Source organism: Pantoea sp. OXWO6B1, from assembly GCF_001641135.1.
Lineage (GTDB): Bacteria > Pseudomonadota > Gammaproteobacteria > Enterobacterales > Enterobacteriaceae > Pantoea > Pantoea allii.
The window spans coordinates 2638439-2650586 of record NZ_LWLR01000001.1 but is presented as its reverse complement, the minus strand read 5'-3'; the positions used below and the strand labels follow the sequence as shown (position 1 = coordinate 2650586).

At 52.8% G+C, this 12148-nt stretch carries 11 protein-coding genes and 3 tRNA genes; 6 read left to right on the top strand and 8 right to left on the bottom strand.

Features of this window, described 5'->3' with window-relative positions; all coding sequences use genetic code 11:
• Window positions 1-223 precede the first annotated feature (223 nt).
• The gene (locus A6A26_RS14605) at window positions 224-895 is read right to left on the bottom strand and encodes a riboflavin synthase (RefSeq protein WP_063879394.1); all 672 of its coding nucleotides are present in this window, start codon (window positions 893-895) and stop codon (window positions 224-226) included.
• A gap of 204 nt (window positions 896-1099) precedes the next feature.
• Between A6A26_RS14605 and A6A26_RS14600 the strand changes: the two genes are divergently transcribed.
• From A6A26_RS14600 to A6A26_RS14575, 6 genes are all read left to right on the top strand, one after another.
• A complete protein-coding gene (locus tag A6A26_RS14600; RefSeq protein WP_063879393.1) occupies window positions 1100-2473 on the top strand; it encodes an MATE family efflux transporter in 1374 nt (457 codons plus the stop codon).
• Between the two features lie 153 nt (window positions 2474-2626).
• Window positions 2627-2703, top strand: a tRNA-Val gene (locus tag A6A26_RS14595).
• Between the two features lie 3 nt (window positions 2704-2706).
• Window positions 2707-2783 (top strand) — tRNA-Val (locus A6A26_RS14590).
• 10 nt (window positions 2784-2793) lie between these two features.
• A tRNA-Val gene (locus A6A26_RS14585) sits at window positions 2794-2870 on the top strand.
• A gap of 348 nt (window positions 2871-3218) precedes the next feature.
• The gene (gene pykF / locus A6A26_RS14580) at window positions 3219-4631 is read left to right on the top strand and encodes a pyruvate kinase PykF (RefSeq protein ID WP_063879392.1); all 1413 of its coding nucleotides are present in this window, start codon (window positions 3219-3221) and stop codon (window positions 4629-4631) included.
• Window positions 4632-4937: 306 nt separating this feature from the next.
• The gene (locus A6A26_RS14575; RefSeq protein WP_006118977.1) at window positions 4938-5174 is read left to right on the top strand and encodes a major outer membrane lipoprotein; all 237 of its coding nucleotides are present in this window, start codon (window positions 4938-4940) and stop codon (window positions 5172-5174) included.
• Window positions 5175-5267: 93 nt separating this feature from the next.
• On the opposite strand, the gene A6A26_RS14570 is transcribed toward A6A26_RS14575, so the two are convergent.
• The 7 genes from A6A26_RS14570 to sufA are packed head-to-tail and all read right to left on the bottom strand — an operon-like array spanning window position 5268 to window position 11867.
• Window positions 5268-6230, bottom strand: a complete 963-nt coding sequence (locus A6A26_RS14570; protein WP_063879391.1) for a L,D-transpeptidase family protein — start codon at window positions 6228-6230, stop codon at window positions 5268-5270.
• A gap of 55 nt (window positions 6231-6285) precedes the next feature.
• Window positions 6286-6702, bottom strand: a complete 417-nt coding sequence (gene sufE / locus A6A26_RS14565; RefSeq protein WP_063879390.1) for a cysteine desulfuration protein SufE — start codon at window positions 6700-6702, stop codon at window positions 6286-6288.
• 21 nt (window positions 6703-6723) lie between these two features.
• Entirely contained in the window at window positions 6724-7947 is a 1224-nt protein-coding gene (sufS, locus tag A6A26_RS14560) for a cysteine desulfurase SufS (protein ID WP_063881165.1), read from the bottom strand.
• Window positions 7947-9224 (bottom strand): Fe-S cluster assembly protein SufD, encoded by a 1278-nt coding sequence (sufD, locus tag A6A26_RS14555; protein WP_063879389.1) that lies wholly within the window; start codon window positions 9222-9224, stop codon window positions 7947-7949. The genes sufS and sufD overlap by 1 nt, the downstream gene beginning before the upstream one ends.
• The gene (sufC, locus tag A6A26_RS14550) at window positions 9199-9945 is read right to left on the bottom strand and encodes a Fe-S cluster assembly ATPase SufC (protein ID WP_063879388.1); all 747 of its coding nucleotides are present in this window, start codon (window positions 9943-9945) and stop codon (window positions 9199-9201) included. The genes sufD and sufC overlap by 26 nt, the downstream gene beginning before the upstream one ends.
• A 46-nt stretch (window positions 9946-9991) precedes the next feature.
• Window positions 9992-11485 (bottom strand): Fe-S cluster assembly protein SufB, encoded by a 1494-nt coding sequence (gene sufB, locus A6A26_RS14545; RefSeq protein WP_063879387.1) that lies wholly within the window; start codon window positions 11483-11485, stop codon window positions 9992-9994.
• 7 nt (window positions 11486-11492) lie between these two features.
• Window positions 11493-11867 (bottom strand): Fe-S cluster assembly scaffold SufA, encoded by a 375-nt coding sequence (gene sufA, locus A6A26_RS14540; RefSeq protein ID WP_063879386.1) that lies wholly within the window; start codon window positions 11865-11867, stop codon window positions 11493-11495.
• Between the last annotated feature and the right edge of the window lie 281 nt (window positions 11868-12148).

Sequence of the window (12148 nt, the reverse complement as noted above, 5' to 3'; positions counted from 1 at the left end):
AGCGGCCCGGTCATACCTGTTCATCGGTTTACCGGGTGCCTCGGCCATCGCGTTCAGGACGACGGCGACGACAAACCGCTGCCGGGCGACGGTAAACATACCGTTTCCGTCTCCCGGCACCGCCTTATGGTTGGCATGTCCATAAGTTAGCCGTCCCGAAAGACGGCTTTTGTCGGTCCATCATCGGGTCACTGACCGTATGCCGCAAACGGCTTAGCGGCTGCTATTCATCCCGTTCCTCGTCGGGCTGATCGGCCTGATCGGCCAGCGCCTTCACTGCGGCGTTTTCACGCTGCGCCAGAACACGTTCAACCGTATCGACTATCGCCTGGGTGTGGGGATCGATTTCGATATTGACCCGGTCGCCGAAGGTTTTGGCACCCAGCGTTGTTCGCTCCAGTGTCTCGGGGATCAAATGAACGCAGAATTTGGTTTTCGTCACATCACCCACGGTCAGGCTGATGCCATCAATGCCCACAAATCCCTTGTGCAGGATGTACTTCATCTGCGCGGCATCCTGGATCTTAAACCAGATTTCACGGTTGTTTTCAGAACGGATAATTTTGCAGATTTCGGCCGTGGTCATGATATGACCGGACATCAGGTGTCCTCCGATTTCATCGCTAAATTTAGCCGCACGCTCGATATTCACCACATCGCCCTGACTCAGGTCGCCAAGATTGGTCACGCGCAATGTTTCTTTAATCAGATCAAAACTAACCCGATCGCCATTAATGTCGGTTACGGTCAGACAGCAGCCGTTATGGGCGACGGATGCGCCCAACGCTAAGCCCGGCAGCAGTTCGGCGGGAAGTCTCACAACGTGAGTACGGAACAGACCTTTATCTTCAATGGACACGATTTCTGCGGTGCCCTGCACAATACCGGTAAACATAGTCTTTGCCTCTGCGAAGTTTGTGTCAGTTTACCACAGCCCTGCTTAAGTGTTAGGTTTCAACAGCCTGAGTGACAGGCCGCAAAGGATGAAACCGCATTGCGTGACAAAGATTGGAGAAATCAGTCGCGCCAGTTACACTAGGGCTTGCTTCCGCTGAAGCATTCCTCATTTCTTTATTAATCAGACAAGTCAGGTGTTTACGTGCAGAAGTATTTAACAGAAGCGCGTCAATTGCTGGCCCTCGCGATCCCCGTTATCCTGGCTCAGGTGGCGCAAACCGCGATGGGATTTGTAGATACCATTATGGCCGGCGCAGTCAGCGCCACGGATATGGCCGCCGTCGCTGTTGGCACGTCCATTTGGCTTCCCGCCATCCTGTTTGGTCATGGTGTTTTACTGGCATTGACGCCCACCATTGCGCAACTCAATGGTTCAGGTCGCCGCGAGCGAATCGCTGAACAGCTTCGTCAGGGCTTTTGGCTGGCGTTTTTCCTCTCGCTGCTCATCATGCTGGTGCTGTGGAACGCCGGGTATTTTATCCGCTCCATGCATGACATCGATCCGCTACTGGCGGAGAAAGCCGAAGGCTATCTGCATGCCCTGCTGTTTGGTGCGCCGGGTTACCTGTTTTTCCAGGTCATGCGTAACCAGTGCGAAGGGCTATCCAAAACCAAACCCGCTATGGTGCTGGGTTTTCTTGGGCTGATGCTGAATATCCCGCTGAACTATATCTTTATCTACGGTCACTTCGGCATGCCGGCACTGGGCGGCGTGGGCTGTGGCGTAGCAACCGCTTCGGTCTACTGGGCGATGTTTTTCTGTATGCGCTTTTGGGTACGGCGGATGCGCAGCATGCGGGACATCCGCGTGGAGAGCCGCTGGTCGGCACCCTCACGCGCTATCCTGCAACGTCTTACAGGATTAGGTTTGCCGGTCGCCCTGGCACTGTTTTTTGAAGTGACCCTGTTTGCTGTGGTGGCGTTGTTAGTGTCGCCGCTAGGCATTGTGAACGTTGCCGGGCACCAGATTGCCCTGAACTTTAGCTCGTTGATGTTCGTGCTGCCGCTGTCGTTGGGCGTGGCCGCCACCATTCGCGTGGGTTATCGTCTGGGTCAGGGTTCGACAGAGCAGGCGCGCGTGGCGGCCTGGACCGCGCAAGGCGTCGGTGTCGGCATGGCGGTGATCACGGCGATCTTTACCGTGACGTTTCGCCATCAAATCGCCCTGCTTTACAACGACAATCCCGCCGTGGTGACGCTGGCTGCGCAACTCATGCTGCTGGCGGCCATTTATCAGATTTCAGATTCTATTCAGGTCATTGGCAGCGGAATTTTACGTGGCTATAAAGATACCCGTTCGATTTTCTTTATCACCTTTATTGCCTACTGGCTGCTGGGTCTGCCGTCGGGTTACATCCTGGCGTTGACCGACTGGGTTGTCCCGCGCATGGGGCCGGCGGGGTTCTGGTGCGGGTTTATCGTTGGCCTGACCTCGGCCGCCGTGATGATGCTGTGGCGGGTACGACGTTTACAGCAATTACCTGCGGCGTTGATCCTGACACGCGCGTCTCGCTAACTGACTGAACGGGCCGGAAAAGGCCCGTTACGTTCAAAAAAACGGCGCATCGTGCAGATGATGTTCATTCATTGGCAAATTTGTATTTTTCTCCTTGCCAGCCTCTTACGCTGCCGTTAATATTCGTCCCCGCTGTCGCCCTGACAGCATGTTGCGCTCTTAGCTCAGTTGGTTAGAGCACCACCTTGACATGGTGGGGGTCGATGGTTCGAGTCCATTAGAGCGCACCAAGTGCGTCCGTAGCTCAGTTGGTTAGAGCACCACCTTGACATGGTGGGGGTCGGTGGTTCGAGTCCACTCGGACGCACCAAATTTGATATGCGCTCTTAGCTCAGTTGGTTAGAGCACCACCTTGACATGGTGGGGGTCGATGGTTCGAGTCCATTAGAGCGCACCACTCTTTTATTTATGTCCTTTCTTCTTTTGCGCAACAACCCCTTTCTTGATTTACATTACCTTTAGTGACTGTTTTTCGATTGGTTTTCGCATACTTAGTGATTATACTGGCGGCGTTGTTTACTTGAAAGGTTTCAGCGACTACGTGCTTATGACGATAACTAAGATTGTTTGCGCAACAACGTCACGGTGGTTAACCCGGCTAACCACGCAACTTCCCTGCACGCCTGGCCTTCGTCACCTATTCTTATCTTGTACCGCCCTTATCGCTTTCAATCAGAGTTCTCATTTCGGTGCGCTGTCATCGAAATCCTGTTTCTCATCCATCACAACTTACAGATAACCCGTCATGAAAAAGACTAAGATCGTTTGTACTATCGGTCCAAAAACCGAATCCGAAGAGATGCTGACCCAGCTGCTTGAAGCAGGCATGAACGTTATGCGTCTTAACTTCTCTCACGGTGACTATGCAGAACACGGCCAGCGTATTACTAACATGCGTGCCGTGACGAAAAAAACCGGTATTCCTGCGGCTATTCTGTTGGATACGAAAGGCCCGGAAATCCGCACCATGAAGCTGGAAGGTGGCAACGATGTGTCCCTGAAAGCCGGTCAAACCTTTACCTTTACTACCGACCAGAGCGTGATTGGTAACAGCGAGCGCGTTGCCGTTACCTACTCAGGTTTTGCCAACGATCTCAAAATCGGTAACACCGTGCTGGTCGATGATGGTCTGATCGGCATGCAGGTCACCGAAGTCACTGAGAACAGCGTCGTCTGTGAAGTCCTCAACAACGGCGATCTGGGCGAAAACAAAGGCGTTAACCTGCCTGGCGTTTCTATTCAGTTGCCTGCGCTGGCGGAAAAAGACAAACGCGACCTGATTTTTGGATGCGAGCAAGGCGTTGATTTTGTCGCGGCGTCGTTCATCCGTAAACGTTCAGACGTGCTGGAAATCCGTGAGCACCTGAAGCAGCACGGCGGCGAACACATTCAAATCATCTCTAAGATTGAAAACCAGGAAGGCCTGAATAACTTCGATGAAATCCTCGAAGCCTCTGACGGCATCATGGTTGCGCGTGGCGATCTGGGCGTGGAAATCCCGGTTGAAGAAGTGATCTTCGCGCAGAAGATGATGATCAAAAAATGTAATAAGGCCCGTAAAGTCGTGATCACCGCGACACAGATGTTGGATTCGATGATTAAGAACCCACGTCCAACCCGCGCTGAAGCCGGCGACGTGGCTAACGCCATCCTTGATGGTACTGATGCCGTTATGCTTTCCGGAGAGAGTGCTAAAGGTCGCTATCCGCTGGAATCGGTAACCATTATGGCCACTATCTGTGAACGCACCGATCGTGTGATGAAGCCGCGTATCGACGGTCAGAATGACAGCCGTAAGCTGCGCATTACTGAAGCTGTCTGCCGTGGTGCCGTTGAGACAGCGGAAAAACTGGAAGCGCCCCTGATTGTCGTCGCAACGGAAGGCGGTAAATCAGCCAAGGCCGTGCGTAAGTACTTCCCGAACGCAACCATCCTGGCATTGACGACCAATGCCACCACGGCCCGCCAGTTGATTCTGAGCAAAGGTATTGAGACACGTATGGTCAGCGAAATCGCCTCTACCGATGATTTCTATCATCTGGGTAAACAAGCGGCGCTGGAAAGCGGTTTCGCTCAGAAAGGTGATGTTGTGGTGCTGGTTTCCGGTGCGCTGGTCCCAAGCGGAACCACCAATACGGCGTCGGTGCACGTTCTGTAATAGCGCATTTAACGCCTCTTTTTTAAAAAGCGCCTTAAAAGGCGCTTTTTTATTGGCTAAACAATTGCGATTCTGGAAAACCTCAGCCTAAAGTCACAATAAAAATGCCCTTAAAATTAAGGTTAATCCGATTAAATCTCTCTGTTTTAGCTAAATTTTTTTACGTTCATCTTCAATTCGCTGTTTCTTTGAGCGAACGATCATGTTTAAGCATGTTCTTATCAAAAAATTATTCTCAAGTTAAAAAGCTTTGTGTAATACTTGTAACGCTACATGGAGATTAACTCAATCTAGAGGGTATAAATAATGAATCGTACTAAACTGGTACTGGGCGCGGTAATTCTGGGTTCAACTCTGCTGGCTGGTTGCTCAAGCAACGCTAAAATCGACCAGCTGTCTTCAGACGTTCAGACTCTGAACGCTAAAGTTGACCAGCTGAGCAACGACGTGAACGCAGTGCGTTCTGACGTTCAGGCTGCTAAAGACGACGCAGCTCGCGCTAACCAGCGTCTGGACAACCAGGCTCACTCTTACCGTAAGTAAGAGTTCTGGTTTTAAAAATGGTGCCCTTGTGGCACCATTTTTTTTGCCTGCTATTCAGCGGTCAAGGCTCGCGCGCTCCCCTCTCCAGCCGTCTCAGGGCGACGATAAGACCGCAGCCTCATTCTGCACCGGCTCTCCCGCACTGACCAGTACAGGCATCCCTGAGCGACGCGTCAGGGTGGCTTTGATCAATGCCCCGTCACTCTGCTCGCTTTTCATAAACGTCCTGAAGCCACCACTGAGCGCGATTGGCGCGGTTTGCGGATCATCCTTCTCACTGTGCGACAGCGGCTGATGCACCTCGACATAACGTTTACCATCGGGTTCAACGCTGTATTTCACCGGCTGATTGATAATTTGTACCCGCGTGCCAACCGGCACTGCATTATAGAGCGCCTCGATATCCTCAGTACGTAAGCGAATGCATCCTGAACTCACGCGCATACCGATACCAAAGTTCGCGTTGGTGCCGTGGATAAGGTACTGCCCCGTACCACGGGCCATACGCAGCGCATGCAGCCCCATAGGGTTATCCGGGCCTGCCGGGAACACGGCGGGCAGCGTGATGCCCTCTTTGGCGTAACGCTTGCGGATATTCGCCGTTGGCGTCCAGGTGGGATTGGGGATTTTCTGACTGATACTGGTCACCATGATGGGCGTCATTATCCCTAACTGGCCAATGCCAATGGGATACACGATGACTTTGTTTTCGCCTTTCGGATAGTAGTACAAACGCAGTTCGGCCATGTTAACCACGATGCCTTCGCGCGGCGTATCCGGCAAAATCATTTGTAGCGGAATGGTGAGTTGGGTGCCCGGCTTCGGTAACCAGGGATCGGTGCCGGGATTCGCTTCTAACATCCCCAGCAAGCCCACCTGGTAGCGCGCAGCAATGTCTTCCAGCGGGCGTTTGTTATCCGGCACCTGCGTCAGGACATTTTCACCTATCAGGCGACTGTCAGGTGGCGGTAACGGGTATTCCGTGGCAAAAACGGGTGCAGAGAGCCCAAAACAGGTCAGCAGCAATGCACCGGCTAAACACAAAGCAGGTTTCATGCGGTTTTCTCGTCAGATAGTAAAAAGACGCCGGATGGCGTCTTTAGAGTGTATCTTAGCTGAGGTTCTGAGCGGTATGGCGAATTGCCTTAATCATCGCTTCCAGCCCCTGCGAACGCGTTGGCGTGAGGTGCTGAACAAGGGCCAGTTCGCCGAACCAGTGGCGAACATCCAGTGCCACGATCTCAGCGGGTTGCAGATTTTGATAGAGACTAAATACGATAGCTATCAATCCCTTAACAATAGCTGCATCACTGTCACCTTCAAAGCCGATGGTGCCATCTGCCTGCGGCGTCATTTTGATCCACACCTGGCTCTGACAGCCGGTAATGGCATGTTCAGGCTGGTGCAGTGTTTCAGATGATTCCGGGAGTTTGGCACCCAACTCAATGATGTACAGATACTTCTCTTCCCAGTTGGCGCAACGATTGAAGTTGCGCACCAGTTTCTCTTTTTCTGGCAACGTCGCCATTAATCACTCCGTTTACTCTGCTCAACCGCCCAGCAGACGATGAATACGCGTCAACCCAGCCGCCAGGCGATCGACCTCTTCTTCACTGTTATAAAAGGTGAACGACGCGCGGCACATCGCCGGGACCTGATAGTGGCGCAGTAGCGGCATAGCACAATGATGTCCGGTACGAATCGCAATACCGTACTGATCAAGGAAGCTGCCGACGTCAAACGCGTGGTGTTTGCCAAGGTTAAAGGCAATCACGCCTGCGCGCTGCTGCGGACCGTATATCTGAATATCAGGCACGGATGAGAGTTTATCAAGGGCATAGTTCATCAGGGCCGTTTCGCGCTGATGAATGGTATCCAGACCCAGCGCCTGCACGTAGTCCAGCGCCGCACCCAGCCCGATGATTCCGCCGGTGTTTGGCGTACCGGCTTCAAAACGCCAGGGCGCGGTATTCCATGTGGTGCCGGTGGGCAGCAGCACTTCACCAATCATCGATCCCCCGCCTTCCCAGGGTGGCATCGCATCCAGAAGGGCCTTACGACCATAAAGCACGCCAATACCATTTGGGCCATAGAGCTTATGGGCGGAAAAGACATAGAAGTCGCAGTCGATATCCTGCACGTCGACCTTGTCATGCATCACGGCCTGAGCGCCATCAATGAGCGTGACCAGACCAGCGGCCTTCGCCTGCGCAACGATAGCTTTAACCGGGTTTACGGTGCCCAGCACGTTTGAAACGTGCGTAACCGCCAGCAGCCGGGTCCGGCTGTCAATTAATCCAGCCAGTTGCGCCAGGGCCAGCTCACCGTTGTCAGTGAGCGGCAGTACCCGGATCTCTGCTCCACAGCGCTCTGCCACCATCTGCCAGGGCACGATATTCGCGTGGTGTTCCATCTGGGTGATGATCAGATTATCACCAGGCTGGAGCTGACTGCCGCCCCAGCTGTTCGCGACCAGGTTGATGCCTTCCGTCGTACCCTTTACAAAGACGATCTCTTCCGACGACGATGCATTGAGAAAACGTGCCGCCTGTTCGCGAACGTTTTCCATGTCGCTGGTCGCCTGCTGGCTGAGCGTATGGATACCACGGTGCACGGCCGCATAGCCGTGCTGGTAAAAATGACTTTCGGCATTGATGACCGACAAAGGGCGCTGTGCGCTGGCCGCGCTGTCAAGGTAGGCCAGCGGATGACCGTTGACCTCACGCTTCAGAACGGGGAAATCCGCCCTGATACGCTCGAGATCGAAGTGCATCATGAGTCGTCTCCTGGAAAGCGCTGCGCAATGCGCTGCAGCACAGCCTGTCGTAGCACCGGGTTTTCCAGCGTTTCGGTCAACTCGGCAGCAAAGGCATGAATGATCATGGTTTGCGCCGCGTCCTGATCAATACCGCGCGAGCGCAGATAGAACATCTGTTCGTCATCAATACGGCCCACGGTCGCGCCGTGGCTGCACTTCACATCATCCGCATAAATTTCCAGCTGCGGTTTGGTGTCGACTTCTGCCAGACGGCCTAATAACAGGTTGTTATTGGTCATCTGTCCGTCTGTTTTCAGTGCATGCTGAGCCACTTTGATATGGCCGTTAAATACGGCACGCCCTTTATCACGCACGATGGTTTTGTGCATCTGACGACTCAGGCAGTGGCCTTTGTTGTGTTCAAGATAGGTGCGGGTATCCGCCACTTCCTGATTCACCGGCAGCACCAGGCTGTTCAGGGACAGCTGAGTATTTTCACCATTGAGCTGCGTACTGGTATTGTGACGGCTTAAGCCGGCACCCAGTAAGAAGCTGGTACTGGTGACTTGCGCATCACGATTAATGACGATGTCGTTATGGGCAAAGTGATAGCTTTTGGTGCTCTCAAAGGCCAGCTTGGTGTGCTTGAGCCTGGCATTGTCCGCGACGGCAAACGTAAAACGGGCACCGGTGAAATGCGCGCTGTCGTTCAGCGTCACAAAGTGCTCGATCACTTCAGCTTCAGCGCTCTCTTCCAGTTGCAGATGGTGACGATGATGCACGGTATTCATGCCGTCGTCTTTGCCGCTGGTGATGTGCAGCAGATAAAGCGGACGTGCTGCTGCCTTTCCGCGCGCCAGGCGAATACAGGTCACTTCTTCAGCCAGGCTTTCGGTCAGATGCAGGAAAATTTCTGGCTGAACAGCCGCAGGTAAATCACGACGCTCGGCCGCTACGCTGTGCTGAATCTCAAACAGTTCAGTATCACGCGTACTCAGCGCAGGCTGGAATTTACCGTCAACAAACACCAGACGGATCGCATCCAGCGCCAGGGCCAGGTCGTCAACCTGCGAGGCGCTGAGTTCATGCGCGTCAGGCAACACAAAGTGCTCCGCCAGCAGGCCATCCAGCGGGGTGTATTTCCAGTTTTCATGTTTGCGGGTGGGCAAACCCAAACGCATTAGCTGCTGCCAGTGTTGCTGAGCCTGCATTGAACGCATTTCACCGCGTGATTCAAACAGGTGGTGCCACTGTTGCAGCGCAGAATCACTCTTCGTCGGTAAGCCAGCCATAGCCCTGCTCCTCCAACTGTTTCACCAGCGAGAAGTCGCCAGATTTTATGATTTTGCCCTGATACAACACGTGCACGAAGTCTGGCTTGATGTAATCCAGAATACGCTGGTAGTGCGTCACGATAATGAATGCACGCTTTTCGTTGCGCAGGCTGTTTACGCCGTTGGCCACGATTTTCAGGGCATCGATATCCAGACCAGAGTCGGTTTCATCGAGAATGCACAGATCGGGTTCCAGTGCGGCCATCTGCAGGATATCGTTACGTTTCTTCTCGCCACCGGAGAAGCCAACGTTAACGGAACGCGTCAGCAAATCTTCTGGCATCTGCAGCAGATCAATTTTTTCTTCAATGAAGTCCTGGAAATCAAAGCGATCCAGCTCGTCCTGCTGACGATATTTGCGCACCGCATTCACGGAGGTCTGCAGGAAAAACTGGTTGCTGACGCCGGGAATTTCAACCGGGTACTGGAAAGCCATAAAGATGCCTTCGCCTGCACGTTCCTCAGGTTCCAGCTCCAGCAGGTCTTTGCCCTTAAAGGTGACTGAACCGCCGGTCACTTCATAGTCTTCACGGCCGGCTAGGGTCGCAGACAGCGTACTTTTACCCGAACCGTTTGGTCCCATGATGGCGTGAACTTCACCGGGTTTAATCTCAAGGTTCAGACCACGTAAAATCGCTTTGTCTTCAACGCTAACCTGTAAATCTTTGATACTTAACATGCTTATTCCTTCACATTGCTTCCGGCAACGCGTGTGACGGCGTCAATCAGCCCACACTGTGCTCAAGGCTGATGGCTAACAGTTTTTGTGCTTCCACTGCAAATTCCAGCGGCAGCTCAGAGAATACGTCTTTACAGAAACCGTTCACGATCATTGAGATAGCATCTTCTTCACTGATGCCACGTTGCAGACAGTAGAACATCTGATCTTCGCCGATACGTGAGGTGGTCGCTTCGTGCTCCAGCTGGGCGGTATTGTTACGGGTTTCAACATACGGGAAGGTATGCGCACCGCAATCCGGGCCAATCAGCATGGAATCACACTGGGTAAAGTTACGTGCGTTGGTTGCCGTGGGCATGATTTTCACCAGGCCACGGTAGGTGTTCTGGCTTTTCCCGGCTGAGATACCTTTAGAGATGATGGTCGACCTGGTGTTTTTGCCGATGTGGATCATCTTGGTACCGGTGTCCGCCTGCTGGCGGCCGCTGGTCAGTGCCACCGAGTAAAATTCGCCCACCGAGTTATCGCCACGCAGAATACAGCTTGGGTATTTCCAGGTAATGGCCGAGCCGGTTTCCGACTGGGTCCATGACATTTTGCTGTAGTCACCTTCGCAAAGCGCGCGCTTGGTCACGAAGTTGAGAATACCGCCCTCGCCTTCGCCACCCGGGAACCAGTTCTGAACGGTGGAATATTTTACTTCCGCGTTCTTATGAATAATGACCTCGACCACCGCCGCATGAAGCTGGTAAGTATCACGCACGGGCGCAGAGCAGCCTTCGATATAGCTGACGTAGCTGTCTTCATCTGCAATCAGAATCGTACGTTCAAACTGACCGGTTTTCGCGGCGTTGATACGGAAATAGGTCGACAGCTCCATCGGGCAACGCACCCCTTTCGGGATGTAGACGAAGGTACCGTCAGACGCCACGGCAGAGTTCAGTGCAGCAAAGAAGTTGTCGTTGGGTGGCACCACGGTACCCAGATACTTTTTCACCAGTTCGGGATGATCGTGGATGGCTTCGCCAAACGAACAGAAGATAATCCCCTGCTCTGCCAGCTTGCCACGATAGGTGGTCGACACGGAGACGGAGTCAAAAATGGCGTCAACCGCCACTTCTTTGCCTTCACGTACCGGAACGCCTAACTGATTAAACGCGTTCTCAACTTCCTGCGTCAGATAATCACTGGCAGATGCGCTACCGGATGCCTGAGTCGCGCCGGGTTCGGAGGCGCAGGTGTCATCGCAGTTTCCGCACGATGGCGCGGAATAGTAGCTGTAATCCTGATAATCAAGCTTTTCGTAATGGGCTTTCAGCCAGTGTGGCTCTTCCATTTCCAGCCAGGCACGAAAGGCTTTAAGACGAAACTCCAGCATCCACTCTGGCTCGTTACGCTTAGCCGAAATTGCCCGCACCACATCTTCATTGATGCCGTTGGCAAATTCTTCGGTTTGCAATTGGGTAAAGAAGCCCTCTTTGTAATTGAGCTTACCTTCCCACATTTGTACATCGTCAGATGTTTCGCTGTGTCGTGACATATTTCACTTACTCGACGCCAAAGCTTTCACCGCACCCGCAGGCGTGCTGAGCTTTAGGGTTATTGAATTTAAAAATCTGATTCAGGCCTTCGCGGACATAGTCCACTTCGGTGCCATCGATAAATGGCATTGCCTGAAGCGGCACAAACAGCGTTGCGCCGTAGTAGGAAAACTGCAGATCATCATCTTCTGGCTGCTTCACCAGATCCATCACATAACCAAAACCGGCACAGCCGGATTGTTTAATTGCTAAACGCAGGCCCTTGACTTCTGGGTTTTCTGCGGCCAGATTTAGAATTTGTTTCGCTGCGGTTTCAGTCAGCGTTAACCCTTTCCACACATAATCGTCGGGTGAGAAAGAGTCTGCATTCACGGATGACATGTTGATACCTCTTGAGTCCGGACCTTTTCAGGCTATCCCCCTATGGTAGTGATCTGACAAATCACTTCAACCTCTTGTTTTGCAGGGATAATCATAAGGTGCTGTTTTTGACAGCGCATTTATTAAGCATAGCCGTTTCAGGCAGGCTTGCAGAGGCAAGCGCTGGACGAAATACGGTGCTGTAACCTGTTAATAATTCGTGAATTTTTAAATAACCACTTTAGGATAACGCCCTTATTGATAGGTTACGCCTTTCTGCATTGTAAATAGATTGTTATTTC